The following is a 26,991-nucleotide window of genomic DNA, read 5'->3' as shown; positions in this document are numbered from 1 at the left end:
CGCCGCCCCGCCCGCCACCCGGCCCGCCCGATCCGCCACCCGACGGGCGGCGCTGCGGATGCGCGGCCGCGGGCCCGCCGCCACAGTGGGTGCCATGGGTATCGACGACTACACCGGCGGCCCCGAGGCCCAGCAGACCGGAGTCCTGGTCGTGACGACCAACGACGTCCCCGGGTACCGGGTGGAGCAGGTGGTCGGGGAGGTCTTCGGCCTCACCGTCCGCTCCCGCCACCTGGGCAGCCAGATCGGCGCCGGCCTGAAGTCGATGATCGGCGGCGAGCTGAAGGGCCTGACCAAGACCCTGGTGGAGACCCGCAACCAGGCCATGGAACGGCTCATCGAGGCAGCCAAGGCCCGCGGCGCGAACGCCGTGCTCATGATGCGCTTCGACGTGACCGAGGCCGCCGACGTGGGCACCGAGGTGTGTGCCTACGGCACCGCCGTCGTCCTCGTCCCCGCCGGCTCCTGACCCCTGCCCCGCCGCCGCGGCCCGGTCCCGGCTGCGGGAGCGGTGCCCCGCGAACCCTATGCTCAGGGCATGTACCACCAGTTCGTGCCCGACGTTTCCGTGATCATCGCCGTCTACAACGCGATGCCCTACCTGACCGAATGCCTCGAATCGGTCATGGCGCAGGGTTTCGGGCCCGACCGCCTGGAGGTCATCGCGGTCGACGACGGCTCGACGGACGGCAGCGGCGCCGAACTCGACCACTTCGCGGCACGCCACCCGCAGATCCGCGTGCTGCACCAGCCGAACTCCGGCGGCCCCGGCGCACCGCGCAACCGGGCCCTGGACCTGGCCCGCGGGCGGTACGTCTTCTTCGTCGACGCCGACGACATGCTGGGCCCCGAGGCCCTCCAGCGGCTGCTCGCCATGGCCGACGCCCAGGGCAGCGACGTCGTCCTCGCCAAGCAGGTCGGCCTCGGCCGGTCCGTCTCCGAGAAGGCCCACAAGCACGCCCCGGAGGCCGACCTCTACACCTCGGAGGTCTACCGCTCGCTGCACTCGGCCAAGCTGATGCGCCGTACGACCATCGAGGACGCACGGCTGCGCTACCCGGAGGACCTCTGGTACGGCGAGGACCAGATCTTCGTCACCTCCGTCTTCCTGGCCGCCGGGAAGATATCCGTGGTCGGCGACTACGACTGCTACTACCTGCGCCGCCGCGACGACGGCGGCAACCTCACCTCGCGCCCCCGCACCGCCCACGACACCGTCGCCCACATCGAACGCGTCATGGCGCTGGTCGCCGACCGCGTCCAGGACCCGGTGGGACGGCGCCGGATGCTCGGCCGCCACTTCCGCAGCCTGCTGCGCACGGCCCTGCGGCCGGCCGTCACCGCCCGCCACGGCGACCCCGCGTACACGGCCGAGGTCTACGGGCGGGCGCGGACGCTGGTCGAGACGTACTGGACCCCCGACATGGGCGGGGAGCTCGCCCGGATCGACTGGATCCGGTTGTACGCCTTCGCCTGCGGCCCCCTCACCGCCTTCGAGCAGTTGATGGAGTACGACCCGGCGAAGGAGCCGGCGCCCCGGGAGGTCGTCGAGAACGGTCGCGTGTACCGCTGCTACCCCCTCTTCCGTGATCCGGTCGCGGGCCTGCCCGACGTGCTCTTCGACGTGACCGGGCAGCTCAAGACGCAGCACCAGCTGGCCTCGATGACCTGGCAGGGCCGCCGGGTCCGGCTGACCGGGCACGGCTGGATCCAGAGCCTCGGCACGGACCGCATGGACAGCGAACTCGTCCTGCGCGAGCGGGACACGGGACACGAGTACGCGGTGCCCGCCGCCCCGTGTCCGGCCCCCGAACTCGCCGAGCGCGAGCCGGGGCTGGACATGGCGGGGTTCCTGGCGGAGTTCGACCTGGCGACGGTGGCCGGGGGAGCGCCGCTGCCGCCGGGCCTGTGGGACTGCTTCCTGAAGGTGCGCGCGGACGGGGTGGCGCGCACGGTCCGGCTGGGCCGCCGGCACGCGCCCGACCTGGACCGGACGGCCCGCCGGGCCAAGGTCCTGGCCCGCGAGGCGGGCGGGGCCACCGAACTCGCGGCCGCGCCCTTCTTCACCGCGTACGGAAACCTCAGCTTCGAGGTCGTCCGCCGGATGATCCCGCAGTCGGCGGGATGACGGCGGGCGCGTCCCGACCCCCCCGCGGCCACCCGACCCCGCGCGGCCAACCGGTCCGACGCAGCCAACCGGTCAGATATTCGCAGAAACTTTTCTGCGCACGGCGGCAACCTCCCCGGGGGTCGCGCGTCGTGCGGGGGTGAAGGGCGTCATCCCGCGTCCCCGACCCGACCGTGGAGAACCACCGTGACCAACCCCAAGCGCGTTCCCGTGCCCGCCCGCCCGTCGCTGCGCCGGGCGGCCGCCGCCGCCCTCGTGGCCGCCGGGGCGGCGGCCGCCCTCGCCGGGACGGCATCCACCGTGCACGCGGCATCGGCCACGCCGTCGCCCGCGCCCACCGCGACGCGGAGCGTGCCGCCGAGCGCCACGCCCAGTGCGGCCCCGAGCGCCGTGCCGAGCGCGCCGCCGACCACCACCCCGGGCGGCCGGCCGACCCCGTCGGTCAGCGTCCCCCCGACGGCCGTGCCCAGTGCCGCCCCGAGCGCAGCGCCGAGCCAGCCCGGCCGGACGCCGTCCGCGTCGCCCTCGCCCGCCGACGGCGAACTCGCGCAGACCGGATCCTCCTCGACCAACGTCGCCCTGGGAGCCGGGGCCGCCGTGCTCCTGGCCGCGGGCGGCGGGACCCTGTACGCCGTCCGGCGCCGCACCGACGGCTGAGGAACTCCGTGCTCCACCTCGCACCACCGGTCCCCCTCGCACGGCCCCTCGCGCCCGGCCTCGGCCGGGCGTGGCGGGGCCTGCGGGCGTGGGCGCTGCGCCGCGAGCGGCCCGCCCCGTCCGCTCCGGTCCCGGCCGTCCCGCCGCAGGCCGCCGCACGCCCCTACGGAGCCGGGCCCGCGGCCGGGGCCTCGTACGCGTACGGCGGGTCCGCGTACGACGGCATCCGCAGCGGCGACGGCGATCCGCCGCGGCCGACGGTCTCCGAGCTGTACCACGCCCACCGGCTGCCGATGGTCCGCCTGGCCGTCCTGCTCGTCGACGACCTGGCCACCGCCGAGGACGTGGTGCAGGACGCCTTCACGGCCCTTTACCGCCGCCACGGAGAGCGGATCGCCGAGGTCGACAACGCCCTGGGCTACCTGCGCACGGCCGTGGTCAACACCGCCCGGTCCGTCCTGCGCCGCCGGCGCACGGCCCGCGCCTGGACCCCGCCCGCGGCGCAGGACCTGCCGTCCGCGGAGGAGCACGTGGTCCTCGACGAGGCCCACCGCGAGGTCCTCGCCGCGCTCGCCCGGCTGACCCCGCGCCGCCGGCAGGTGCTGGTGCTGCGCTACTGGGCCGAACTGAGCGAGGCGGAGATCGCCGCCACCCTCGGGATCAGCCGGGGTGCGGTGAAGTCGAACGCGAGCCGCGCCCTGGACGCGCTGGAACGGATTCTGGAGGGACGCATATGACGTACGGCGAGCGCCCCGGCGGGGGCGCGGGCAGACCCCCGGGCAGGCACTCGGGCGCGCCCCCCGTCGAGCGCCCGGTCGAGCGCAGGCTGCGGGCCGCCCTCGACGCCCGGGCGACCTCGGTCACCGTCCGCGAGCTGCGCCCCGCCGCCCCGCCGGGGCCGCACTCCCGCCGGCCGGCCGCCGTGGTGTGGCTGCGGTCGCGGCGCTGGGCGGCGCCGCTGGCAGGACTGGCCGCGGCGGCCGCGGCCGTGGTCGGGTACGCCGTCCTGGCCCCCGATGCGCCGCCCGCCCGCCCGCTGCCGCCGGCCTCGCCGCCCGACCCGGGTTCCCCGGCCCCGGGGCCGGGCCCGTCGTCCGGAAGCCCCGGACCGTCGGCGGTGCCGTCGTCCCCGCCCACGGGGGCCGGGCCCCGGTCGACGCCGTCGCCCGGCATGTCGCCGGGCCCGACGGGGACGCGGTCGACGTCGCCGACCCCGAACCCGTCGCGGTCGGCGGGCGCGCCGCCCACGGGGACCCCGGTGCAGTCCTCGCCGCAGCGCAGCCCGTCCCCGAGCGCGAGCAGACCGCTCTAGTCGGCGGTTTCGGCCGGGCCGGAGGCGGTGGCGCAGGCGAGGTGCCCCCAGCGGGCGCCGACCTTGGCGATGGTCTCGCCGGAGGCGTAGGGCTTCCCGCAGGGGCAGCTGCCGGGGAACTTCGCCTTGACGGAGGCCCGGCTGCGGCCCGCGGCCGCCTTCTTCGCCGGGCTGCCGGAGGGCCGCCGGACGGGGGTGGCGCGGCCGGGGTCGGGCACGGGCAGGTCGGTGCTGCCGAGCGCGGTGCCGGCGGCCTCCTGGGAGACGGCGGCGTCGCTGGCGGCCTGGTCGGCGATGGCGTTCAGCCGGTCGCCGTCGGTGCGGTGCGCGGGGACGTAGCGGAACTGCACGTCCCGCTCCGCGAGGAGCTGGTCGATGCGTTCGACGAGCTCCCGGTTGGCCACCGGCTTGCCCGCAGCGGTCTTCCACCCGTTGCGCTTCCAGGCGGGGAGCCACTGGGTGACGGCCTTCATCGCGTACTGCGAGTCCATCCGCACCTCCACGGCCGTCCCCGGTTCGAGGGCCTCCAACAGCCTCTGCAGGGCGGTCAGCTCGCCCACGTTGTTGGTGGCCCGGCCCAGCGGGCCGGCCTCCCAGCGTTCCGGGCGGCCTTCGGCGTCGGCGATGACCCACGCCCATCCGGCCGGCCCGGGATTGCCCTTCGCCGCCCCGTCGCAGGCGGCAATGATCCGTTCAGACATCCCTCGATCATGCCCCAACCGCGGGGGTGCCCGTGCCGGGCCGGATGTTCTCCACGGCGTCGACCAGCGGGGCGAGCTCGGGCTTGAGCCTGGCCGCGGCCAGGGCCTCGCGCAGCGCGGCGTCGTTGGTCGGCCGGGCCGCGGCCAGCAGGGCCAGGCCGGCCCCGCTCACATCGGTGTAGATGCCGCGCCGGTCGGTGTCGCAGAGGTAGCGGTTCAGCAGCCCGCGGTCCTCCAGTCGGCTCACCAGCCGGGTGGTGGCGCTCTGGCTGAGGACCACCGCGTCGGCCACCTGGTTCATGCGCAGGTGGCCGCCCGGGCCGTTGTGCTGGCGGCTGAGGACGTCGAGCAGCGAGTACTCGCGGACGCTCAGCCCGTGCTGCGCCTGTAGGGCCCGCTCGATGTGCGCCTCGATCCGCCCGTGCAGCAGGGAGAGGGCGCACCAGCCCTGGGCGAGGGCGGTCAGCGCGCTGTCCGTGGCCGTCATGGGCTCCTCCTTGCAGGTCCCCGGGCCGGACCGTTCCCCGTCCCGAGTGCCTCCAGGATAGGCGACTGATGCAATAGCCCGCGTTTGCAAATATCCCGCGTCTGCAATTAATGTGGACGCAGGCAATCGGCGGTCGCATTGTTTCGGTGCTTCGTGCTTCGTGCTTCGTGCTTCGTGCTTCGTCTCGTGCCTTCCGTGATGCCACCGCGCCTGTCCACCCCCCACCCCTGAAGGGCACCTCCCTCATGCCTCTCGCCCTGCTCGCCCTGGCCATCGGTGCCTTCGGGATCGGCACCACCGAGTTCGTGATCATGGGCCTGCTCCCCGAGGTCGCCGCCGACTACGGCGTCTCCATCCCCACCGCGGGCTTCCTCGTCACCGGATACGCCCTCGGCGTCGTCCTCGGGGCCCCGCTGATGACCGTCCTGGGCACGCGCATCCCCCGCAAGCGCATGCTGATGCTGCTCATGGTCCTGTTCGTGGCCGGCAACGTGCTCTCCGCCCTCGCCCCGGTCTTCGGCGCCATGCTGGCCGGGCGCGTCGTCGCCTCCCTCGCCCACGGGGCCTTCTTCGGCATCGGCTCGGTCGTCGCCGCGGAGCTCGTCGCACCCGAGAAGAAGGCCGGCGCCATCGCCATGATGTTCACGGGCCTGACCGTGGCCAACGTCGTCGGCGTCCCCCTCGGCACCCTCGTCGGCCAGACCTTGGGCTGGCGGACCACTTTCCTGATCGTCGCCGCCCTCGGCGTGCTCGGCCTCCTCGGCATCGCCCGGCTCGTCCCGGAGCTGCCCCGGCCCGAGGGCGTCCGGATCCGGCACGAGCTGGCCGCCTTCCGGAACGTCCAGGTGCTGCTCGCGATGGCCATGACCGTCCTCGGCTTCGGCGGCGTCTTCGCCGCCATCACCTACATCACGCCGATGATGACCGAGGTCGCCGGCTTCGCCGACGCCTCCGTCACCTGGCTCCTCGTCCTCTTCGGCCTCGGCATGGTCGGCGGCAACCTCCTCGGCGGCCGGCTCGCCGACCGCGCCCTGATGCCGATGCTGTACGCCTCCCTGGGCGCCCTCGCCCTCGTGCTCGCCCTGTTCACGCTCACCGCCCACTCCAGGGCCGGCGCTGCCGTCACCGTCGTCCTCATCGGGGCCCTCGGCTTCGCCACCGTGCCGCCCCTGCAGAAGCGGGTCCTCGACCAGGCCGCCGGCGCGCCCACCCTGGCCTCCGCCGTCAACATCGGCGCCTTCAACCTCGGCAACGCGCTCGCCGCCTGGCTGGGCGGGCTCGTCATCGCCGCCGGGTTCGGCTGGACCGCCCCGAACTGGGTCGGCGCCGCGCTGGCCGGCTCCGCCCTGGTCCTCGCCCTCGTCTCCGGTGCGCTGGAGCGGCGTACGGCCCCCCGCCCGGGCCGCATCGCCGCGGCCTCCGCGGCCGGGCCGGCCGCGGAGCCGGCCGCGGCCGCAGCCCGCCGCTGATCCACGGGCCCACGGGCCCACGGGTCCACGGCGCCCCGGTCCACCGGTCCGCCGGTCCGCCGGTCCGCCGGGCCCCCGGGCCGGCGATCCACTGCCCCACTGCCCCACTGGCCCACCGGGCCCCGCTTCACCGATCCGCGGCACGCCGCCGCACCCCTCACCGTCACCCGACCACCGCACCACCCCGGGAGAACCCGCCATGTCCACCGCCACCCGCCCCCGCACCGCCGTCGCCCCGCTGACCACCGACGACGCCGAACTCCTCGTCGCGGCAGCCCGGGCCGCCGCCGAGGCCGCGGGCGCCGCCGTCAGCGTCACCGTCCTCGACGCGGGCGGCCACCTGCTCGCCTTCCGCCGCGACGACCGCGCCGTGCTGATCTCCGGCGAGACCAGCACCCGCAAGGCGTACACCGCCCTCCAACTGGACGCCCCCACCGCCGACCTGGTCGACGCCGTCCGCCCCGACGGGCCGTTCCACACCCTGCCCACCGCCCTCGACCGGCCGCTGCTGTTCATCGCCGGCGGGCTGCCCGTCCACCGCGCGGGCCGGATCATCGGCGCCGTCGGGGTGGGCGGCGCGGCCCCCGCGGAGGACCACGGCTTCGCCGTCGCCGCCCTCGCCGAGCTCGCCGCCCGCGACGAGGCCGGGGCACCGGACGCCTGAGCCCGGCCGACTCGCGCACCCGTGTCCCCCGTGCCACGTTGGTACGGGGGACACGGGTGCACCATGAGAAGAGCCATGCGACACAGGACAGCCCACGCCCTCGCGACGGCCACCGCCGCCGCGCTCGTCGCCCTTGCCGTCCCCGCCTGCACCGCCGCCCCCCGCGACGGCCGCAGCGCGGGAGCCCCCACCGGCCCGACCGGGCAGGCCCCCGGCACCGGCCCGGCGGCCGCCGCGACCGAACCCTCGCCGACGCCGTCCTACCCGCTGTCCTCGGCCCCGCGCACCGTCCCGGCCGTCCGCGAGCACACCCCCGCCCGCGGCCCCGGATGGAAGCCCGCCCCGGGCGCGCGGGTCGTCGTACCCGCCGCGAACCGCGCGGCCCTCGCCGACGAGGGCATGCTGCTCGCCGGTGAACTCCGGCTCGGCTTCACCGACTCGGCCGCCGCCCGCCCGGGAGACGTCGAACTCGCCCTCGCCGCCCCGGGATCCGGGCCCCCCGAGTCGTACACCCTCACCGTGAAGGACGGCCGCGCCCGCATCACCGGCCCCGACCAGGCCGGCGTCTTCTACGGCACCCGGACCCTCAAGCAGGCGGTCAGGGCGGCCGGTTCGGCCCCCGAGGGCACCGTGCGCGACGCCCCCGCCAAACCACAGCGCGGACTGAACCTCGACATCGCCCGCAAGAACTACACCGCGGACTGGATCGAGGCCCGGCTGCGCGAGATGGCCGACTTCAAACTCAACCAGCTCGGCCTGCACTTCTCCGACGACCAGGCCTTCCGGATCCAGTCCGACACCCACCCCGAGATCGTCTCCACCCCCCACCTGACCAAGGCCGAGGTGCGGAGGATCAACGAGCTCGCCGCCCGCCTGCACATCACCGTCGTCCCCGAGATCGACTCCCCGGGCCACCTCGGCGCCGTGCTGCGCGCCCACCCCGACCTGCAACTGCGCGACGTACAGGGCCGGGCCGTCAAGGGCGCCGTGGACATCTCCGATCCGGCCGCGGCCCGGCTCGTCGACGAACTGGTCCGCGAGTACCTCCCGCTGTTCCCGGGCGCCACCTGGCACCTGGGAGCGGACGAGTACCAGGCGCTGGTCTACCGCAACCCGGAGGCCTCCTTCCCGCAGCTCGCGCAGGCGGCACGACAGCGGTACGGGCCCTCGGCGAAGGTGCGCGACCTGGCCACCGGCTGGCTGAACGACCGGGCGGGCGTGGTGCGCCCTGCGGGCCGGCTCCCCAAGGCGTGGAACGACGGGATGTTCGCCGGCGGGGTGGTGCGGCCCGCGCAGGACATCCAGGTCGAGTACTGGACCGGCCGCGAGAACGGGGCCCGGCCGCCGGTCTCGTACCTCGCCGAGGGCCGCAGGCTCGTCAACCTCAACGACGAGTACCTCTACTACGTGCTGGGCCAGCCGAACCAGTTCACCTACCCCACCGGTCGGCGGATCTACGAGGAGTGGACCCCGCTGGTCCTGCGCGGGACCACCCCCGTGCCCGCCCGGTACGCACCGCAGATCCTGGGCGGCCGGCTCGCCGTCTGGAGCGACCTCGCCGGTGCGCAGACCCAGGCGCAGGTGGCGGAGGGCATCCGGCTGCCGCTGGCCGCGCTGTCCCAGAAGGTCTGGGACGCGCGGCCCCCGCAGCAGCCGTGGACGGGGTTCACGGCCCTCGTCGACCGGGTCCGCCCCGCCGGTTCCTAGTCCCGCTCGGGGGCGGCCGGTCGGCGAGGGCCCTGCTTCGGCGGCCCGCCGGCCCGGCTGGAGACCCGGACCGCCCCGACCGGACTGGGGCGGGGGAGCGTCGGCCCGCCCGGCGTCAGCCCGCCCGGCCCGTATGGTCGCGGACCTGCCAGCGGTGGCGCAGCCACTGCGCCAGCAGCGGCAGCGCCATCGCGACCGTCAGGGTCCAGGCGGCCGCGAAGCCCCAGATCAGCGGCAGGGACACGGTGACCGAGGCCGCGATCAGCAGCCCCACCGTCACCAGGCCTAGCGCGCCCGCCGCCATGGCGTGGTGGCGCAGCCGGCCGAAGCGCAGGATCCGGTCGAGCGAGCGGTCCTGCCGCAGCTCCGCCTCGGACGCGGAGAGGGCGCGCTGCTCGCGGCCGGAGAGTCCGGCATCGTCCATGACGACCTCCGTCGGCTGCCGCGCTGGGTGCGTACTGCAGCCGCTGACCTGCGGATACCCGGTCCGCGAGGGGGCAATCCTGGGTCACCAGATGGAGTCGACCCACTCCGGGTGGTCGATGAACGGGTTCCGGTTGTGCTGGTAGGTGTCGTAGATGACCTGGTTGCGGCGCTTCTCGAAGGCGTCCGGCGGGTCGATCCGGTTCCATTCCTTGAGCACGCTGATCCGGCCGATCGCCGGGGCGCTGCCGTTGCCCACGAGGTCGTTCACCTCCAGGTCCGGGAAGCCGTCGCCACCGTCGTAGCGGACCGCCATGTACAGCAGCATCCGCGCGACGTCGCCCTTGACCGCGTTGCGCGGTTCGAAGGAGTCGGCGTCGGTGTAGCTGCCCGGGGCCTCGGCGACCGGGCTGCCGCCGCGGTCGAAGTCCTTGTTGCCGCGGGTGCTGTTGACCGTGACGTCCTCGGGGCGCAGGTGGTGCAGGTCCGTGCCGGGGCCGGTGGCCGTGCCGAAGTCGCCGTGGCTCTTGGCCCAGACGTGCTCGCGGTTCCAGTCGTTGGCGCCGCCGCCGTTGGTGGACTTGGACTGGGAGCGGCCCGAGTAGACGAGGATGACGTTGTTCGGGTTCGCCGGGTCCTGGTCGGTGACCTTCAGGGCGTTCCACACGGCGTCGTAGCCGATCTTGGACTGGTTCTTGACGATGTCGTGCAGCGCGGTCTTCAGCGCCGCCCCGGTCTTGCCCTCGGCGGGCGCGTAGTACGCGTCCACGGCGGCGCCCGCCGCGGTCGCGGGCTGCGCGGTCGCGGCGGCCTGGGGAGCAGTACCCGCCGTGGCGGCGGCCGGTACGGCGACCAGGGTCGCGACGGCGAGGCCGACGGCCCAGCCGGTTCTCCGGGAGATGGTCATGACGTGGGGGTTCCTCTCCGACGCACCGTCCCCGCCGGTGCAGTCGGCGGGGTGTCGGGTGGCGGAGCGAGGGTTGCATTGTCATGTGCCGTACAGATGAAGCGCACGTGTCGGGAAACCGGACAGTCCTTGTGGACCGGGGCTCCCCCGATCGGGTGACGGCCCCTTGGCAGGGGGTCCGGGCGCGGGCAGGGTGGCCGGGGCCCGGTAGCGACCGGGCGCGAGCGAGACCACGACGGCGTGAACACCCTTACCGGGAGCAGCCCATGGCAGTGAAGATCCTCATCGTGACCGGCGACGCGGCGGAGTCGCTGGAAGTCCTCTACCCGTACCAGCGGCTGCGCGAGGAGGGGTACGAGGTCCACATCGCGGCCCCCGCCGTCAAGCGACTGCGCTTCGTGGTGCACGACTTCGAGGACGGCTTCGACACCTACACCGAGAAGCCCGGCTACACCTGGCCCGCTGACGTGGCCTTCGCCGACGTGGACCCCGGGCAGTACGCGGCCGTCGTCGTCCCGGGCGGCCGGGCGCCCGAGTACCTGCGCAACGACGAGGACGTGCAGCGGATCCTGGGCGCCTTCGCCGCCGCCGGCAAGCCGGTCGCGCAGATCTGCCACGGCCCGCTGATCACGGCGGCGACCGGCTCGCTGGCCGGGCGCCGGGTGACCGCGTACCCGGCGCTCCAGCTGGACATGAAGGCAGCCGGCGCCGACTTCGAGGACGCCGAGGCCGTCGTCGACGACAAGCTGGTCTCGGCGCGCGCCTGGCCCGACCACCCGGCGTGGATGCGCGAGTTCCTCAAGGTCCTCGCCGTCGAGGCCCCGGTGGCCTGATCCCTCCGGTGACGAAGGGGACGTTCCCCATTCCCTTGTGAAGGTCCCGGCCGGGGCCTGACGGGGCGGCGGTGGTGTGCTGAGGTGGAAGGGCCCGACCGAAGCCGCCTCCACCACCGCTGTCCGCACGGCGGTCGAAAGGACACACCGTGACTGGACCCCTGGCCCGGCGCAGGTTCATCGGCGCGGCCGCAGCACTGGCGGGCGCGGCCGTCGCGGGGCCGCTCGCCCCGTTGGCCGAGGCCCGCGGGAACGGACGGCCCACCGGCCCGCGCCCCGACGCCCTCGCCACCCCGGCGGGCTTCCAGCCCGAGGGCATCGCGGTCTCGTCCGGCGGGCTCCTCTACACCGGCTCCCTGATCGACGGCTCGATCTACCGGGCGGACCTCGCCACCGGGGCCGGCCGGATCATCACCCGGGGGCAGGGCCCCATGTCGGTGGGGATGAAGCTCGACGGGCGGGGCCGGCTGCTCGTGGCGGGCGGCTCCAGCGGGCAGATACGCGTGGTCCACGCCGGGGACGGCCGGGTCCTCGCCACCCACCAGGCCGCAGGCGGGACCGCCTTCGTCAACGACGTCGTGGTCGGCTGCGGCGGCGCCTGGTTCACCGACTCCTTCAACGACGTCCTGTACTTCCTGCCCGACGGCCGCGACCCGGCCGCCGCTCCGCGCCCCGTGGCGCTCGGCGGCGCATGGGTGCCCACCCCGCCCGACGGCACCCACTGGGGCGCCAACGGGATCGAGCGGACCCCGGACGGCCGGGCCCTGCTCGTCGTCAACGACACCGCGCAGGCGCTGTTCCGCGTCGACCCGCGGACCGGCGCCGCGGCCCCGGTCCCGCTCGACGGCGGGTCCGTGGGCAACGGCGACGGCCTCGCGGTCCGCGGGCGCACCCTGTACGTGGTCCGCAACTGGGACTACGCGGTCGACGTCTTCGTACTCGGCGCGGACGGTCGGCGGGCCCGATTCGTGAAGCGGATCACCGACCCGCGTTTCGACGAGCCGACGACGGCGGCGGTGCACGGCGGGCGCCTGTGGGTGGTCAACGCCGCCTTCGACTCCGACTGGTCGGACCCCGCCACCGCGTCGAGCGTCGTCAGCTGCCCGTTGTGATCTGCGGTGCGGGCTCGTTGCGGTAGTTGGCCGAACCGAAGTTCTTCTTCACGGCCGCGTCCCAGGCGCCGTCCGCGACCATCTTCTTCAGGGCGGCGTTGATCTTCTCGACGAGCTCCTTGTTGCCCTTCTTCACACCGATGCCGTAGCTCTCGTTGCTCAGGCTCAGGCCGAGGAGCTTGAACTTGCCCGTGTTGCCCTTCTGGGCGGCGTAACCGGCGAGGATGGAGTTGTCGGTGGTCATGGCGTCGGCCGAGCCCTCCTGGAGGGCGATGACGCACTCCGAGTTGCCGCCGAGCTCCAGCAGGCCCGCCTTGGGCGCCAGCTTCTCCTTGACGTTCGTCGCCGAGGTGGAGCCGGACACGGAGCAGAGCCTCTTGTTGTTGAGGTCCTCGGCCTTGGTGATGGAGTTGTCGTCGGCGCGGACGAGGATGTCCTGGTGGGCCGTGAAGTACGGGCCGGCGAAGTCGACCTTCGCCTTGCGCTTGTCGTTGATCGAGTAGCTCGCGGCGACGAACTTGACCTCGTTGTACTGCAGCAGCAGCTCGCGGTCGGAGCTGTCGACCTTCTTGAACTCGATCTGCTCGGGCTTGTAGCCGAGCTCCTTGGCGATGTAGGTGGCGACGTCCACGTCGAAGCCGGTGAAGGTACCACCGGGCTCGCGCAGGCCCACACCGGGCTCGTCGAACTTGATGCCGATCGACAGGGTCCCCTGGGGGCCTTCGTCGCCGCCGCATCCGGTGGCGGTCAGGGCGAGGCCGACCACCACGGCCATCGCACCAGCCTTGGGAACCCTCATGTTGTGCACTCTTTCCTAGGGGCGCGGACGCGGAGCGGGATCGCCGGATCGCGTGGAACCGCGGGAACTGAAAAACGTCAAGACGCGTGTACGAGGAAGCTAGGAATCCCATCGCCGTGGTGTCACTGCAATTGAGGGAAACTTGAGGTAACGATCCGGCTCGACCGGTGTTTTCTGCGGCGATTTCGGTTTCGAACGGGATGAAGGGGGAAGAGCGGACGTCCCCAGCGGGGTGAATCCGTTGAAATGCCCTACTTGGGGCGAAGGGGTGTATATCCGTCTATCCGGACATGACGCCTTCCGGAGTCGGGTGCGTGACCGCCCCTGCGGACACTCTCACCCGCATCCGGCCGGATCAAACCCCCTCCGGAAATGTGACGAGAGCACGGATTCAAACTGGTGATCGACTTTGGCTGAAAAGCCGCTATGATCTCCGCAGCAAGGCCGTAGCGCAGAGGTCGTCGCGCCCAAGCATCGAGCTGGAGGACGTCGGTTCGAATCCGACCGGTCTTGCGCCTTCTTTCATGCCGCAGTGGACGCCGGACACCGGCGAAGGAACCGGTGGAGTGGTGATGACACGGTCGATACCCGTACGGTGCCCCGCGATCGAGCACCCCGACCTGCCGCTCACCGACCCGGCCGGCCTCGACCCCCTGCTCGCGCGGCTCGCCGCGGCCGAGGAAGTCGCGGCCGACGAGACCTTCCCCCTCGGCACCCTGCGCGCCGACGGCCGCGTCGACCTGTGCAAGCAGGGCCTCGGCCCGGCCGGAGCGGCCCGCGTCGCAGCCGTCGCCGCCCGCTCCCCGCACGCCCGGCACCTCCTGCTCGGCACCAACTCCATCGGCGACGAGGGCGCCCGCACCCTCGCCGGCGCCCTCGGGGACGGCCACGGCCTGCACACCCTCTACCTCGGCTGCAACCGGATCGGCCCGGACGGCGTCGCCGCCCTCGCCGACGCCCTCGCCGACGACACCTCCGTCAGGGCCCTCTGGCTCAAGCGGAACCCGGTCCTCGCCGGCGGCGCCGCCACCCTCGCCGCCCTGCTCCGCCGCAACCGCACCCTGCGCACCCTCGACCTGGTCAACACCGGCATCGGCAGCGACGGCGTCCGCCTCCTCCTCGACGCCCTGCGCACCCGCGAGACCCCGCTCGAACGCCTCTTCCTCGGCGGCAACGGCCTCACCGCCGACGACGCCCCGCTCCTCGCCGCCCTCATCCGCGAAGCCGGCGTCCGCGAGCTCTACCTCCCCGCCAACCACCTCGGCGACGAGGGCACCGCCGTCCTGGCCGCCGCCGCGGCCGCCGACACCGGCCGCCCGGTCCGCCTCGGCCTCGGCGGCAACGGCATCGGCCCCGCCGGCGCCCGGGCCCTCGCCGACGCCCTCGGCGGCATCGAAGCGCTCGACCTCGGCCGGGCCCTGTCCGAGCGCAGCCTCGGCTCCACCGGCAACACCACCGGCGACGAGGGGGCGTACGCACTCGCCGCCGCCCTGCCCGGCAGCCCGCTGCGCCGCCTGGAGCTGCGCCACACCGGACTCACCGGACGCGGCGCCAAGAGCCTGCTGGCCGCCGTCCCCGACGCCTCGCCCCTGGAGTACGTGGGCCTCGGCCCCGGCCTGCCCCGCAAGGTCAAGCGCTCCTTCGCCGGCCGGCTGCGCCCCTCCCGGGGCGCCCACCCCGACCTCGGAGCCATCACGAGCGTGTACCGATGAACGCGCCCACCGACCGCCCCGGCACCGACCGGCTGCCCGGCGGCTTCCTCCCGGAGGACGGCCCGGCCTGGCGGCGGATCCGCCGCTACGCCGTGCCCGGCTGGATGATCGAGCGCGCGACCGGGCACCGGCTCGCCGGCGACTGGCGCGCCGCCTGCGCGGCCGCCGCCGTCGACATCACCTTCGACCTGCCCGGAATCGCCGCCGCCTACGGCCCGTCGGTCGCCGAAGCCGTCGAGGACGACCTGCGCCACCTCGCCCCGGACCTGGTGCGGTGGCACCTGCCGCGGGTCCTGGGCGGCCGCACCACGCTCCTGCCCGAGGTCCGCGTGATGCTCGCCCGCTACGGGTCCGGCGCCGGAGCCCCGGTGCTGTCCGCCACCACCGGCCCGATGATCGACGGCTCGCAGCGGCTGCGGCTGCACTGCGCCCCCGTCGAACCGGTGGAGGAGAACCACGTCCCGTACTCCGTCACCACCTTCACGCCCGAGAACTGGATCGCGGCCCGGCCGCTCTGGGACGCCCGGCACACCGCCGAACTGCGCGAGCGCCACACCGCGGGCGCGGGCCGGCTGCCGTTCTTCCGCGCCGACGCCACGCCGCTGGGCCCGGACGAGCTGCCGACCGCCGACCCGGGCCACGCCGACCCGGCCGCCCGCGCCGAGTGGATCGCCCTGCTCCAGGCCCGCGGCGACTTCGAGGGGGCCTACGCGGCCGCGGGCCTCGAACGGGACCTCACCGTGCCCGAGGACTCCCTGCCGTACGGCCGCCCACTGAACCCGCAGGCCCTGATGGACACCGACGGCGTCGACCTCACCCGCCTGGAGGCGGAGGTGCGCCGCCTGGCGGCCGCCGGCGAGGGCGGTCGGTTCCGCGTCCACGCGGACTGGCGCGGCACCCTGGTGCTGGAAGCGTCCGGGACCACCGGCCTGCGCGTGTCGGCCGCCCGCAGCAACCGCTCGGACACCCCCGCGGAGACCGTCCGGCTGCCCCGCCAGGCCTGGCAGCGGCTGCCCGACCTCGAACTCGTGCGCACCGGCCGGATCACCCCCCGGGAACTGCACCCGCTGGTGAGCGCCGCCCTCTTCCCGCAGGCGGGCCCCGCCGACGGCCCGCCCGCCCCGGACGCCCCCGGCACCGTACGCGTGCGCTGCCGCGGCGTCTGGCACGAGGTGCGCTCCCGGGGCGGCGCACTGGACCTGCTGGCGCACACCGCCGAAGAGCAGCAACGCGAGCGCGCGATGCGGGCGTTCGGCGGCGCCGTCGCAGGCTGCTTCGCCGTGCAGCACGACTGGACCACCGGCGAGGGACGGCTGCCGCGCGCCCTGCGGGACGAGCGGCGCGACCTGTTCCTGCGCGCCCAGCACGGCGACACCGCGGGTGTCCTCGCGCTGTTGGACGCCGGCACGGACCCCCGGGTCCGCGACCGCCGCGGCTACACGCTGCTGCACGTGCTCCACCTGCTGGACCACACGGAGCTGCTGCCGCGGCTGCGGGCGGCGGGCCTGGACCTGGAGGCCCAGTCCCGACAGGGCCTCACCCCGCTCCAGGTGGCCGTCCAGTTCGGCGGCTCGGCCGAGCTGGTACGGGCACTGCTCGAAGCGGGCGCCCGGATCGACGTCGTCGACGACATGGACCTGTCGCTGGCCCAGGTGGTCCGCCGCTACAGGCGCACCGACCTCGCCTTCCTGCGCAGCCGCGTGGAGGAGGAGTTCCCCGACATCGGCTCCGAGTGGTTCGACGAGTACATGGACGAGCGCGAGGCCGACGAGGACGAGGCCGACGACCACGAGGACGAGGACGCATGAGCACCCCGCCGCCCGGCCCCCTGGCGGCCGCCGACGCCCTCGGCGCCCGGCTGCGCGCCACTCGCACCGAGCCGGCCACCAACCCCCAACTGGAGGCGCTGGCCCTGGCCGTGACGGCCAACCAGCCGGTCCTGCTGTGGGGTGAGCCGGGCATCGGCAAGTCCGCCGGCATGCAGCAGCTCGCCGACGCCCTCGGCATCGGGCTGGAGACGGTCATCGCCAGCGTCCACGAGCCCTCCGACTTCGCGGGCCTGCCCGTCGTCGGGGACGACCCGGCCACCACCGGTGTGCCGATGGCCCCGCCGGACTGGGCGGTACGCCTCGCCCGCACCGGGCACGGCCTGCTCTTCTTCGACGAGCTGTCCTCCGCCCCGCCCGCCGTGCAGGCGGCCCTGCTGCGCGTGGTCCTCGAACGCCGTGTCGGCAGCCTCGTCCTGCCCGAGTCGGTGCGGATCGTGGCCGCGGCCAACCCGCCCTCCAGCGCCGCCGACGGCTGGCACCTCAGCCCGCCGCTGGCCAACCGGTTCGTCCACCTCGACTGGACCCACAGCCCGCGCACCGTCGCCCGCGGCATGGCCGGCACCTGGCCCGAGGTCGCCCTGCCGGCCGTGGACCCCGCCCGCGTCTCCGGCGCCGTCGCCCGGGCCCGCGGCGTGGTCTCCGGCTTCCTGACCGCCCGGCCGGGCCTCGTCCACCACATGCCGAACGAGGCCGAGGGCCGCGGCCGTGCCTGGCCCTCCCCGCGCACCTGGGAGATGGCGCTGCGGCTGCTGGCCACCGGGTACGCGGCCGGCGCCGGCCGGGAGGCCCTGGCCACCGCGCTCACCGGTGCCGTCGGGGAGGCCGCCGGCATCGAGCTGCTGTCGTACCTGGAGAACCTGGACCTGCCCGACCCGGACCGGGTGCTGGCCGATCCGGAGGCCTTCGCCCTGCCCGAACGCGGCGACCGGCAGCTGGCCTTCCTCATCGCCGTGGTCGCGGCCGTCCAGGGCGAGCTCACCCGCCCGCGCTGGGAGGCCGGTTGGACGGTGCTCGCCAAGGCGGTGGACGCGGGTGTGCCGGACGTGGCCGCACGGGCCGCCGCCGACCTCGCCGCGATGCGCGACCTGGACTGGCCGGTGCCCTCCGGCATCGACGCGTTCGTCGAACTGCTCCAGCTCTCCGGCGCGCTGCCCGGCGGCGGCTGACGGCCGTGGATCCGGCGCAGCCCCGCCTGGACCGGGCCAAGCTGCTCGCCGCCCGCTACCGGGCGGCGGAGCACCGGCCCTACCTGGCCTCGGCCCTGTACGCGCTGACGGTGGTGCCCTCGGCGGCCGTCCCGACCATGGGCGTGGACCGGCACTGGCGCTGCTACGTCTCGCCGGCCTTCGTGGACGCGACCCCCGTGGCGGAACTGGCCGGCGTGTGGATCCACGAGGTCGCCCACCTGCTCCGTGATCACCACGGCCGGGCCGAGCGGCTCCCGGCCGCCGACCAGGGCGACCAGGTGCGGATCAACATCGCCGAGGACTGCGAGATCAACGACGACCTCCTCGCCGACGGGCTGGCGCTGCCCGAGGGGCGGATGGAGCCCCGGCTGTTCGGACTGCCGACCGGCGGCATGTTCGAGGCCTACCTGCCGTCGATCCCGCCCACCCCGCGGCACCGCGTCGACTGCGGCTCGGGCGCCCACGGCGTACCGGGTCCCTGGGAGCTCGGCGAGGCCGCCGGCGCCGCCCGGATCAGCCCCGTCGAGGCGGAGGCGCTGCGCCGTCAGACCGCCCAGGCCATGCGCGCCCACCAGCGCAGCCGGGGCACGCTCCCGGCCGGCTGGGAGCGCTGGGCGACGCAGGTGTTGGAGCCCACCGTCGACTGGCGGCGCGCGCTGACCGGGGCGGTACGGGAGGCCGCCGCGTGGGCGGCCGGAGCCGTCGACTACACCTATCGGCGGCCCTCGCGCCGCACGCCCGCCCTCGGCGGCCGGGTGGTGCTGCCGAGCCTGCGCAGGCCGTTGCCGCGGGTCGCGATCGTCATCGACACCTCCGGCTCGATGGGGGAGGACGACCTGGCCGCCGCGCTCGCCGAGGTGACGGGCGTGCTGCGGGAGGTGGGCGTGCGCGGCAACCGGGTCTCGGTGCTGGCCTGCGACGCGGACGTGCAGGCCGTCGCCCGGGTCACCAGTGTCGACCAGGTGGCACTGGCCGGCGGCGGCGGGACCGACATGCGGGTCGGGATCGGAGCCGCGCTGGCGGTGCGGGACCGGCCGAACATCGTCGTCGTGCTGACCGACGGTTTCACGCCATGGCCCGACGAGCCCTCGGCCTGCCGGCTGATCGCCGCGCTGATCGGGGAAGGGGCCCCGCAGCCCCCGGACTGGGTGGAGACCGTGCGGGTCGTCCCCGGGACGTAGGGGAGGACCGCCGGTGCGGGGCCGGGCACCCCGGAGCCCGCATGGCCGGGAACGTGCGGTCGCCCGCGCCGGAGCCGCCCCCGCATGACAGCATGACCGGGCAACGCCCGAGAAGCGGAGGGGGAGTTCGGTGAGCGGTCCCGTGAGCGGAGTACGCAAGAGCCTGGCGAAGGTCGAGGTCGCGCTGCGGTGGGACCCGAGCCCCTCGGGCACGCCCCCGCACGACCTGGACATCGTGGCGGCGGTCTACGGGGCCGCCGACCCGTACGGGCAGCCCGTCCAGGTGGTGCACTTCGGCAGCCGTTCGCCCGACGGCACGATCAGCCTCAACCGCGACAGCCGCACCGGCCAGGGCTTCGGCTACGACGAGGTGATGGTGCTCGAACTGGACCGGATGCGGCCGGAGTCGGTGCGGGTCGTGGTGGGCGTGCTGATCCAGGACGCCGGGCCGCGCGACGGTCACCGCAAGACGTTCGCCGCCGTAGGGGGGACGGGCGTCCGGATCCGCGAGGGCCACACCGACCTCGCGGTGACCGACTTCGGCTCCGTCCCGCACGCCACCGCGGCCACGGTCGCCCGGTTCACCCGCGACGACGCGAGCGGCTGGCTGCTGGACACCGCCGTGCACGGCTTCGACGCCGACGCGGAGGAGTTCGTCCGGGCCATGGGCGCCGAACGGCCCTGATCGGACAGCGGCGAAAGCGCAGCGTCCTCTGACCCGGCAGGGGCGGAGGGTGCCGGCCGTGCGGACCGGGCGGCCGCCACCCCCTCGCGCGGGTGGCCGCCGCCCGGTCCGGTCGGCGCGCTGCCGCCGTCCCCACGAGGCAGCGCGGGGCGGGCCTCCGTCAGGTCATCGGTGACGGGGCCCACCGGTTCAGGGGGCCGGAGCCGGGCCCGGTACGGGCGCCCGCCGCGCGTCGGCGGCGCCGGGCGGCGCGTCGGCGGTCAGGCCGAGGGCGGGCAGCAGGGCCGCGTCGACGAACCGCACCAGGTAGTCGGCGTCCGCGTAACGCCCCTCCAGCACCGGCCGGATCCGCAGCACGCCCATGAGCTGCGCCGGCAGGAACTCCGCGGCCGGATGGTCCGGGACGATCTCCCCGCGCTCCACGGCCCGTGCCACCATCGCCGCGAACGCGGCCAGCTCCGGCTCGACCAGCGCCTCGCGCAGGGCCGTCTGCAGCTTCTCGTCGCTGAGCACCGCGTGCCCGAGGGCCTGGGTGAGCCGGGTGTCGCGCCCCGACGTGCCGGCGGCGATCCTCGCCGCCGCGCGCAGGTCGCCGGCGAGCGAGCCGGTGTCGACCTCGGCCAGCGTGCCCTGCCGGTGCGCGCGCAGGGCCGCCGCGACCAGTTGGGGCTTGGTCTTCCACTGCCGGTAGAGCGTCGACTTGCCGCAGCAGGCCCGGGCGGCGACGCCTTCCATGGTCAGGGCCTCGTAGCCGTGCTCGCGCAGCTCGTCCAGGACGGCGTCGTAGAACTCCTGCACCCGCTCGGGGGTGATCTTGGAGCGGCGCCCGGTGGGCTGCTGCGTCGACGTCATGGGGTGCGGCTCTCCTCGGGGGCCCGCGGCGGATGGTGTCCCTCCCCGAAGTGTAGAGGAACGCTCGCGTATCGCTACACCCCCGTATCGATACGCCCATGTATCGATACACTGGCGTCTCGACACCGGAGGCTGGTCCAGACCAGCTGGCCCTCCGGTTGCGGACCCAGCCGTCCTCGGGCGGCACCCGAGGACAGGAAGCGAGACCGGGGGATGACCTCCCACACCACACCCGCGGAGCCGGCGGGCACCGGCCCGGGAACCGCCGGCCGCCGCCTCCTGCGGGAGCTCCTCCTCGTCGCCGGCCTCTTCGCCGTCTACAAGGCGGGCCGCCTGCTCGCGACCGACCGCGCGGACGAGGCCCTCCGCAACGCCGCCCGGGTCTGGGACACGGAGCGGGCCCTGCACCTCCCGGGTGAGGGAACGATTCAGCGACTGCTCCTCCACTGCACCGAAGGCCCCGCCGCCGGCACCGGGGAGGCCCTGGTCCACGCCGCGAACACCTACTACGCGGCCGTCCACTTCCCGGCCACCGTGCTCTTCCTCGGCTGGCTGTACCAGCGCAGACCCGGCCACTACCGCTGGGCCCGGCGCGTCCTCACCGTGCTGACCGGCGCCGCCCTCGCCCTGCACCTGGCCTTCCCGCTGGCCCCGCCGCGGATGCTCGCCGCCGCCCAGCTCGTGGACACCGCGCAGGTGTACGGGCCCTCCGTCTACCGGGCCTCGCCCACCGCCGACACCCTCGCCAACCAGTTCGCCGCCATGCCCTCGCTGCACTTCGGGTGGGCGCTGATGCTCGCCCTCGGCATGATCGCCGCCGGCCGGACGCGCTCGCCATGGCGCCTGGTGTGGCTGCTGCACCCGCTGCTGACCCTGCTCGTCATCGTCGGCACGGCCAACCACTACTGGCTCGACGCGATCGTCGCGGGCGTGCTCCTCGGTGCCGCACTGCTGGTCGTACCGCGCCCGAAGGACTCCTCGCCCCCGTCACGGGAGGCGCCGGCCCGCCCGCGCACCGCCGTACCGCACCTGCCGCGGGCCCGGCGCGCGGCAGAGCCCGCCGGAGCCGGCCGATGAACGCCACCGCCCTCGCCGTGGGCCTCTGCCTCGCCTCCGCCGCGGCCTACGCGGCCGCCGCCGTCGCACAGGAGCGGCTGGCCCGGGCCGCCGTCGCCCGTACCGCCCGCGCCCTGCTCGGCAACGGCGCCTGGTGGTGGTCCGCCGGCCTCAACACCGCCGCCGCACTGCTGCACGCCGCCGCCCTGCGCTACGGGCCGCTCACCCTCGTCCAGCCGCTCGGGGCGCTCACCCTCGTGGCCGCCGTCCCCATGGGCGCCCGCGGAGCCGGCCGCCGGGTCGCCGCCACCGAGTGGCGGGGCACCGTGGCCACCGTCCTGGGGCTCGGCCTGCTGCTGCTCCCGGCCTCCGGGCCGGCCCCGGACGACACCCTCACGCTGGCCGAGGCGCTCGTGGTGTCGGGTGCCACCGCCGCCGCCATCGGCCTGCTGACCGCGCGCAGGGACGTGCGCTCGGGGCTGCGGCACGCGACCGCCTCCGGGCTGGCCTCCGCCGTCGCCTCCGCACTGACGCAGACGGTGGCCGTGGCCGGCGGCCGCGGCGGCTCCCTCCTCAGCGGGCGCGTCCTCGCCGTGGCGGGACTCGTCGCCGTCTTCGCGGTCGGCGGGATGCTCCTGTCCCAGCGGGCCTACCGGGGCGGTCTCGGCGCGCCCCTCGCCGTGGTCAACCTCGCCAATCCGCTCGCCGCGGCCGCCATCGGCATGGTCCTGCTCGGCGAACGCCTCCAGGGCGGCCCCGTCGGCCTGCTGCTCGCGGTCGCGGGCGCGCTGGCGGCGGCCCGCGGGGTGCTGCTGCTGACCCGAACGGCCCCCGGCGGCGGGCCTGCGGAGCCCGCCGGGAGCCCGCGGGCGGCCGGCCGTGTGGCAGCATGACCGCATGAGGCACATGACGGGCGCGGGTGCGGGCACGGCCGCTGACGGATCGTTCCTCTCCCTCTGGTCCAAGGACTCGGTGCTGTCGATCGGGTCGGTGGGCTCGGTGCTCTCCATCGGCTCCGTCGGCAGCGTCCTGTCGGTCGGCTCGATCGGCTCCGCACTGTCCGTCGGCTCCACGGGCTCCTGGTTGAGCTCCGGCTCCCTGTTCAGCGCCCTGTCCCACCGGTCGGTGCTGTCCTACGACGCGAACCGGTCGCTGCTCGCCGCCGGCTCGCACGGCACGGCCGCGCGCTGCCGCCGCACCGCCGGGGGACTCGCGGCGGCCGCGGCCGCCGCGGTGGTCGTCGCGGCGGTCGCCCGGGTGCGGACGCAGCGGGGCTGAGAACCGTTTCTGCACTCCGTGCGTCCTGCTTCACGAGAGCGACCACACACGCAGAGCGGAGTGAACACGGCATGGGGATCGTCAGCTGGATCGTCCTGGGGCTGCTCGCCGGCGCCATCGCCAAGCTCCTGCTGCCGGGCCGCGACCCCGGGGGCCTGATCGGCACCACGCTCATCGGCATCGTCGGCGCCTTCATCGGCGGCTGGCTCTCCGCGAAGTTCCTCGACAAGCCGATCGCCAACGAGTTCTACGACCCCGCCACCTGGGGCTCCGCGATCGCCGGCTCGCTGGTTCTGCTCATCGGCTACCGGATCCTCTTCGGCAACTCCCGCGACTGAGCGGGCGGCCCGACCGCCGCCACGGCCGGGCCGCCGCCGACGGCGCACGAGGGCGTCCAGGACCGGCCCCTGCACGTCCCCCTCGCCGACCTGCGCGCGTCCTTCGACGTGCGGCGCCACATCGAACGGACCGCCGCAGCCGGCGGCGCCGACACGCCGACCCGCCCTGCGGCGGGGGCGGCGGGATCCGGCCACGGCCCGGACGGCGGGCCTGGCGGCGGACGGCGCGGGCGGGCTTCACTGCGGGGCCATGACACGACACCGGATCACCGGCCTGCTCGGCGCGCTCGCGCTCGCCGCGGCCACCCTGGCCGCCGCGGGCCCCGCCCACGCCGCAGGACCCCCGCCCGCGCCGCCGGCCGCCGCCACCGCGGGCGAGCCGCCCGCCGAGTTCGGCACCGACTGGCACGACCCGCTCACCGCGGCCCCGCCGATCGGGCGCCCCACCACCCGGTCCTGCGAACTGACCCTCGCCGAGGCCCAGTTCCGCGACTTCACCCCGTACACCGGCACCTACGCCCCGCCCGCCGGCTGTGGCACCGGACCCTGGGCCAAGGTGGTCCTCCGCCTCGACGGCAAGGTGAAGGGCCGCCAGTACGACCGCCTCGGCCACCTCTCCGTCGGCGGCGTCGAGATCCTGCGCACCTCCACCCCCGAGCCCTCGCCCGACGGCATCACCTGGTCCGTCGAGAAGGACGTCACCCGCTACCGCGACACCCTCAGCCGGCCCCAGCCCGTCGAGATGCTGATCGGCAACGTCGTCAACGAGACCTACACCGGCGTCATCGACGTCAAGGCCACCCTCACCTTCCACACCGCCGACCGGCACGCCGCGGCCCCCGACACCCCCGACCGGGTCCTGCCGCTGACCAGCCCCGCCGTCACCACCCCGCGCAACACCGAGCGGATCCTCGCCGAGGTGTACGCGACCGGCTCCGGCGGCGGCTGCGAGGAGTACTGGTACATGACCACCCCGGACGCCGCCCCGTACTCCTGCAAGGCCTCCGGCGGCCCCTACCGCGAGGTCCGCATCTCCGTCGACGGCCGGCTCGCCGGCATCGCCGCACCCTTCCCGAACGTGTGGACCGGCGGCTGGTCCAACCCCTTCCTGTGGTATGTGGTCCCCGCGCCGCGCGCCTTCGACGTGCGGCCGGTCGTCTACGACCTGACCCCGTTCGCCGCGCTCCTCAACGACGGCCGCGAGCACCGCATCGAGGTGTCCGTCGCCGGCGTCCCGGCCGGGCAGACGGGCTGGAGCACCCCGGCGAACCTGCTGCTGTGGCAGGACGAGGGCCGGGCCGTCGTCACCGGCTCCCTGACCCGCCACGAGGAGGGCGAACCGGCCAACTCCAGCCGCTGGACCCCCGGTACGGCCGGCACCCCGCACCGCCTCGACACCGAGGGCGGGCACCGCCTGACCGTCTCCGGGCGGCTCGACACCTCCCACGGCCGGGTCACCACCACCGTCACCCGCACCGTCCGCAACACCTCCGCGCACCGCTGGACGGACGGCGAGGGACAGGACGCCCTGACGGGCACCTGGACCGACGAGGAGAGCGTCACCCGCGGCCCCGCCACCACCCGCACCGCACGCACGTACACGATGGACGGCGAGACCGCCCTCGGCGCCGGGGACCGTCTGCGCACCGTCATCACCCTCGGCGACCGGGCCGAGACCACGACCCTGCGCGGCGGCCGGACCGTGGACCGCACCCGCCTCGACGACACGTACACGGGCGATGCGAGCTACACCGCGAACGTGCCGCGCGAGCAGCGGCACGCGGTCGGCACCAGCACCGAGCGCTACCGGCTGTACGGGGCCGGAGCGCCGGGCGGATGTTACGACCGCACCGTCGCCACCGCGCAGGGCACGCTGACGGAGGACCGGCGACGCTGCTGACGGCGGGGCCGCCTACGATGTCCCGCCATGGACAGAAGTGAGGCCGGCAGACAGCTGGTCGATGGCCGATTCGAACTGGTGGCGCCGCTCGGCGCCGGTGGCATGGGCACGGTGTGGCGCGCCCGCGACATCGCCCTGCACCGCGATGTCGCCCTGAAGGAGGTGCGCCCGCCGGACCCGGCGGCGGCCGAGGCCACACCCGGCCTCACGGTCCAGTTGCGGGAGCGCGCGGTGCGCGAGGCCCGGGCCCTGGCCCGCCTCGCGCACCCGAACGTGGTGACCATCCACCACATCGTCGAGCCCCCGGCCGGCACGGACGGACACCCCTGGATCGTGATGGAGCTGGTCAAGGGCGGCTCCCTGCACGACCGGCTGGAGTCGGGGCCGATCCCGGTCGCCGACGCGATCCGGATCGGCCTCGACGTCCTGTCCGCCCTGCGCGCCGCGCACGCCGAGGGCGTGCTGCACCGTGACGTGAAGCCGGCCAACGTGCTGCTGCGAGCCGACGGCTCGGCCGTGCTCACCGACTTCGGCATCGCGGCCCTGCACGGCTCGACCGCCCTCACCTCCACCGGTGTGCTCATCGGCTCGCCGGAGTACATCGCGCCCGAGCGGGCGCGCGGCGAGGAGGGGCTCCCGGCCTCCGACCTGTGGTCGCTCGGCATGCTGCTGTACGTGGCGGCGGAGGGCACGCACCCGATGCGCCGCGCCACCAGCCTGGCCACGGTCGTCGCCGTGCTGGAGGACCCGGTGCCGGCCCCGGTGCGGTCCGGCCCGCTGGGCCCCGTACTGGAGCAGCTGCTGGTACGGGACCTGGCCGTGCGGCCCGACGCGGCCCGGCTGGAACGACTGCTCCGGGACGCGAGCGCCGCTCTCGGGGCTCCGTCCTCCCCGCAGACGCCCGCGGCGGGCGCCGGCCAGTACGGCCCTCCGAGCACCCAGCTCTCCGCACCGCAGCCCGCCACGGCCCCGGCGCCCGGCGGGCTGCCCGGCGGGCCCGGCGGCGGGACCGCCCCCGCCGGGCCGTACGCGCCCCCGCCGTTCACCCCCGGCGGCGGGAACCCGTACGCGGGCACCGCGCCCGTCCCGGTGCCCTCGCACGCCCCGCGGCGCCGCCCGGCCCTGATCGGCGGCCTCCTCGCGGTCGCCCTGGCCGGCGGAGCGATCGCCCTCGTCAACGGGCTCCCCGACGGCAAGGACGAGAACGCCGGCAAGGGTGGCAGCGGCTCCGGCGGCTCCAGCGCCTCCTCGCCCGCCACGCCGGCGACCGGCGGCGCCAAGTCGGCCGCGCCCAGCGCCAAGGGCGGCCCCGCCGCGCCGAAGGGGAGCCTGCTCACCCCGGCCAACGTCCGCACCGCGATCGAGGCGTTCAAGCAGAAGACGGGCACGACCACCTTCGTGGAGATGACGGTCTACGAGGAGTACGTCATCGCGTCGATCCCCACCGCCCCCGGTGCCAAGACCTACGACCGCTGGGACTACCGCGACGGCGAGGCCAAGCGCAGCGGCCCCGGCGGCACGGTCAAGCCGGACGAGCCCCCGATCGACATGAGCGGCGTCAACTGGGACGCGCTGCCCGGTCTGCTCGACACGGCCAAGCAGGAGTTGGGCGTCGCCAACCCGACCTCGCGCTACGTCATCATCGAGCCCTGGCTCTTCGACGCCAGCCCCTCCATGCGGCCCTACCTCAGCGACGAGTACGGGCAGGGCGGCTACATCCACGCCGACACCCAGGGCAAGGTGAAGAAGGTCTACCGCCTTTGAGATCGTGGAC

The 26,991-nt window shown here is 75.1% G+C and carries 27 protein-coding genes and 1 tRNA gene; 22 read left to right on the top strand and 6 right to left on the bottom strand.

Annotated features, from left to right (window positions below; translation table 11 throughout):
* Positions 1–94 precede the first annotated feature (94 nt).
* From ACSHWO_RS04430 to ACSHWO_RS04410, 5 genes are all read left to right on the top strand, one after another.
* Positions 95–469 (top strand): YbjQ family protein, encoded by a 375-nt coding sequence (locus tag ACSHWO_RS04430; protein ID WP_438310122.1) that lies wholly within the window; start codon positions 95–97, stop codon positions 467–469.
* A 69-nt stretch (positions 470–538) separates the two neighbouring features.
* Positions 539–2,128, top strand: coding sequence for a glycosyltransferase family 2 protein (locus ACSHWO_RS04425; RefSeq protein WP_438310121.1), 1,590 nt, complete (start codon positions 539–541; stop codon positions 2,126–2,128).
* Between the two features lie 186 nt (positions 2,129–2,314).
* Positions 2,315–2,785 carry an LAETG motif-containing sortase-dependent surface protein gene (locus ACSHWO_RS04420; protein ID WP_361085712.1) on the top strand — a complete coding sequence of 157 codons (471 nt, stop codon included), beginning with the start codon at positions 2,315–2,317 and terminating at the stop codon, positions 2,783–2,785.
* 8 nt (positions 2,786–2,793) lie between these two features.
* Positions 2,794–3,522 carry an RNA polymerase sigma factor gene (locus tag ACSHWO_RS04415; protein ID WP_438310120.1) on the top strand — a complete coding sequence of 243 codons (729 nt, stop codon included), beginning with the start codon at positions 2,794–2,796 and terminating at the stop codon, positions 3,520–3,522.
* Entirely contained in the window at positions 3,519–4,097 is a 579-nt protein-coding gene (locus ACSHWO_RS04410) for a hypothetical protein (RefSeq protein ID WP_438310119.1), read from the top strand. Before ACSHWO_RS04415 ends, ACSHWO_RS04410 begins: the two co-directional genes overlap by 4 nt.
* On the opposite strand, the gene ACSHWO_RS04405 is transcribed toward ACSHWO_RS04410, so the two are convergent.
* A complete protein-coding gene (locus ACSHWO_RS04405; protein ID WP_361085703.1) occupies positions 4,094–4,798 on the bottom strand; it encodes a ribonuclease H family protein in 705 nt (234 codons plus the stop codon). The genes ACSHWO_RS04410 and ACSHWO_RS04405 overlap by 4 nt on opposite strands.
* 7 nt (positions 4,799–4,805) lie before the next feature.
* Complete coding sequence (locus ACSHWO_RS04400; RefSeq protein ID WP_438310118.1) at positions 4,806–5,285, bottom strand: MarR family winged helix-turn-helix transcriptional regulator; 480 nt, start codon at positions 5,283–5,285, stop codon at positions 4,806–4,808.
* Positions 5,286–5,530: 245 nt separating this feature from the next.
* Between ACSHWO_RS04400 and ACSHWO_RS04395 the strand changes: the two genes are divergently transcribed.
* The 3 genes from ACSHWO_RS04395 (at position 5,531) to ACSHWO_RS04385 (ending at position 9,125) form a co-directional block, all read left to right on the top strand.
* Positions 5,531–6,754: an MFS transporter gene (locus tag ACSHWO_RS04395; protein WP_438310117.1), complete on the top strand. Its 1,224-nt coding sequence runs from the start codon at positions 5,531–5,533 to the stop codon at positions 6,752–6,754.
* 199 nt (positions 6,755–6,953) lie between these two features.
* On the top strand, positions 6,954–7,418 hold the full coding sequence (locus ACSHWO_RS04390) for a GlcG/HbpS family heme-binding protein (protein WP_361085694.1): 465 nt from the start codon (positions 6,954–6,956) through the stop codon (positions 7,416–7,418).
* A 75-nt stretch (positions 7,419–7,493) separates the two neighbouring features.
* The gene (locus ACSHWO_RS04385) at positions 7,494–9,125 is read left to right on the top strand and encodes a beta-N-acetylhexosaminidase (RefSeq protein ID WP_438310116.1); all 1,632 of its coding nucleotides are present in this window, start codon (positions 7,494–7,496) and stop codon (positions 9,123–9,125) included.
* A 115-nt stretch (positions 9,126–9,240) separates the two neighbouring features.
* Here the strand turns inward: ACSHWO_RS04385 and ACSHWO_RS04380 are convergent, their stop codons facing one another.
* Positions 9,241–9,549, bottom strand: a complete 309-nt coding sequence (locus ACSHWO_RS04380; protein WP_361085688.1) for a hypothetical protein — start codon at positions 9,547–9,549, stop codon at positions 9,241–9,243.
* A gap of 84 nt (positions 9,550–9,633) precedes the next feature.
* Positions 9,634–10,455 (bottom strand): endonuclease I family protein, encoded by an 822-nt coding sequence (locus ACSHWO_RS04375; protein ID WP_438310115.1) that lies wholly within the window; start codon positions 10,453–10,455, stop codon positions 9,634–9,636.
* A 266-nt stretch (positions 10,456–10,721) separates the two neighbouring features.
* Here ACSHWO_RS04375 and ACSHWO_RS04370 point away from each other — a divergent pair, with 266 nt between their 5' ends.
* Together ACSHWO_RS04370 and ACSHWO_RS04365 are read left to right on the top strand one after the other, a co-directional pair.
* Entirely contained in the window at positions 10,722–11,288 is a 567-nt protein-coding gene (locus tag ACSHWO_RS04370) for a DJ-1/PfpI family protein (protein WP_361085683.1), read from the top strand.
* Positions 11,289–11,437: 149 nt separating this feature from the next.
* Positions 11,438–12,400: an SMP-30/gluconolactonase/LRE family protein gene (locus ACSHWO_RS04365; RefSeq protein ID WP_438310114.1), complete on the top strand. Its 963-nt coding sequence runs from the start codon at positions 11,438–11,440 to the stop codon at positions 12,398–12,400.
* Here the strand turns inward: ACSHWO_RS04365 and ACSHWO_RS04360 are convergent.
* The gene (locus ACSHWO_RS04360; RefSeq protein WP_438310113.1) at positions 12,384–13,199 is read right to left on the bottom strand and encodes a glutamate ABC transporter substrate-binding protein; all 816 of its coding nucleotides are present in this window, start codon (positions 13,197–13,199) and stop codon (positions 12,384–12,386) included. The genes ACSHWO_RS04365 and ACSHWO_RS04360 overlap by 17 nt on opposite strands.
* A 440-nt stretch (positions 13,200–13,639) precedes the next feature.
* On the opposite strand from ACSHWO_RS04360, the gene ACSHWO_RS04355 reads away from it, so the two are divergent.
* From ACSHWO_RS04355 to ACSHWO_RS04330, 6 genes are all read left to right on the top strand, one after another.
* A tRNA-Arg gene (locus tag ACSHWO_RS04355) sits at positions 13,640–13,712 on the top strand.
* Between the two features lie 59 nt (positions 13,713–13,771).
* The gene (locus ACSHWO_RS04350) at positions 13,772–14,911 is read left to right on the top strand and encodes a gala protein (RefSeq protein ID WP_438318915.1); all 1,140 of its coding nucleotides are present in this window, start codon (positions 13,772–13,774) and stop codon (positions 14,909–14,911) included.
* Positions 14,908–16,719 (top strand): ankyrin repeat domain-containing protein, encoded by a 1,812-nt coding sequence (locus ACSHWO_RS04345; RefSeq protein ID WP_438310112.1) that lies wholly within the window; start codon positions 14,908–14,910, stop codon positions 16,717–16,719. The genes ACSHWO_RS04350 and ACSHWO_RS04345 overlap by 4 nt, the downstream gene beginning before the upstream one ends.
* Complete coding sequence (locus tag ACSHWO_RS04340) at positions 16,716–17,906, top strand: AAA family ATPase (RefSeq protein WP_361085668.1); 1,191 nt, start codon at positions 16,716–16,718, stop codon at positions 17,904–17,906. The genes ACSHWO_RS04345 and ACSHWO_RS04340 overlap by 4 nt, the downstream gene beginning before the upstream one ends.
* 5 nt (positions 17,907–17,911) lie before the next feature.
* Positions 17,912–19,108, top strand: a complete 1,197-nt coding sequence (locus ACSHWO_RS04335) for a vWA domain-containing protein (RefSeq protein ID WP_438310111.1) — start codon at positions 17,912–17,914, stop codon at positions 19,106–19,108.
* Positions 19,109–19,250: 142 nt separating this feature from the next.
* A complete protein-coding gene (locus ACSHWO_RS04330; protein WP_438310110.1) occupies positions 19,251–19,793 on the top strand; it encodes a TerD family protein in 543 nt (180 codons plus the stop codon).
* 189 nt (positions 19,794–19,982) lie between these two features.
* On the opposite strand, the gene ACSHWO_RS04325 is transcribed toward ACSHWO_RS04330, so the two are convergent.
* Positions 19,983–20,645, bottom strand: coding sequence for a TetR/AcrR family transcriptional regulator (locus ACSHWO_RS04325; RefSeq protein ID WP_385804448.1), 663 nt, complete (start codon positions 20,643–20,645; stop codon positions 19,983–19,985).
* A gap of 213 nt (positions 20,646–20,858) precedes the next feature.
* On the opposite strand from ACSHWO_RS04325, the gene ACSHWO_RS04320 reads away from it, so the two are divergent.
* The 6 genes from ACSHWO_RS04320 to ACSHWO_RS04295 all read left to right on the top strand — a co-directional run bounded on the left by ACSHWO_RS04320 (position 20,859) and on the right by ACSHWO_RS04295 (position 26,981).
* Positions 20,859–21,722: a phosphatase PAP2 family protein gene (locus ACSHWO_RS04320; protein ID WP_438310109.1), complete on the top strand. Its 864-nt coding sequence runs from the start codon at positions 20,859–20,861 to the stop codon at positions 21,720–21,722.
* Positions 21,719–22,594, top strand: coding sequence for a hypothetical protein (locus ACSHWO_RS04315; protein WP_385804443.1), 876 nt, complete (start codon positions 21,719–21,721; stop codon positions 22,592–22,594). Before ACSHWO_RS04320 ends, ACSHWO_RS04315 begins: the two co-directional genes overlap by 4 nt.
* A 13-nt stretch (positions 22,595–22,607) precedes the next feature.
* The gene (locus tag ACSHWO_RS04310) at positions 22,608–22,979 is read left to right on the top strand and encodes a hypothetical protein (RefSeq protein ID WP_385804710.1); all 372 of its coding nucleotides are present in this window, start codon (positions 22,608–22,610) and stop codon (positions 22,977–22,979) included.
* Positions 22,980–23,050: 71 nt separating this feature from the next.
* A complete protein-coding gene (locus tag ACSHWO_RS04305) occupies positions 23,051–23,317 on the top strand; it encodes a GlsB/YeaQ/YmgE family stress response membrane protein (protein WP_385804441.1) in 267 nt (88 codons plus the stop codon).
* A gap of 250 nt (positions 23,318–23,567) precedes the next feature.
* Positions 23,568–25,217: a peptide-N4-asparagine amidase gene (locus ACSHWO_RS04300; protein WP_438310108.1), complete on the top strand. Its 1,650-nt coding sequence runs from the start codon at positions 23,568–23,570 to the stop codon at positions 25,215–25,217.
* A 27-nt stretch (positions 25,218–25,244) separates the two neighbouring features.
* Entirely contained in the window at positions 25,245–26,981 is a 1,737-nt protein-coding gene (locus ACSHWO_RS04295) for a serine/threonine-protein kinase (RefSeq protein ID WP_438310107.1), read from the top strand.
* Positions 26,982–26,991: the final 10 nt, after the last annotated feature.

Origin of the sequence: Streptomyces pallidus (ex Mingjun et al. 2026), assembly GCF_051550185.1 — a bacterium.
Taxonomy (GTDB): Bacteria; Actinomycetota; Actinomycetes; order Streptomycetales; family Streptomycetaceae; genus Streptomyces.
Note: the sequence above shows the minus strand (reverse complement) of the source record. Positions and strands in the feature narration are given on the sequence as shown.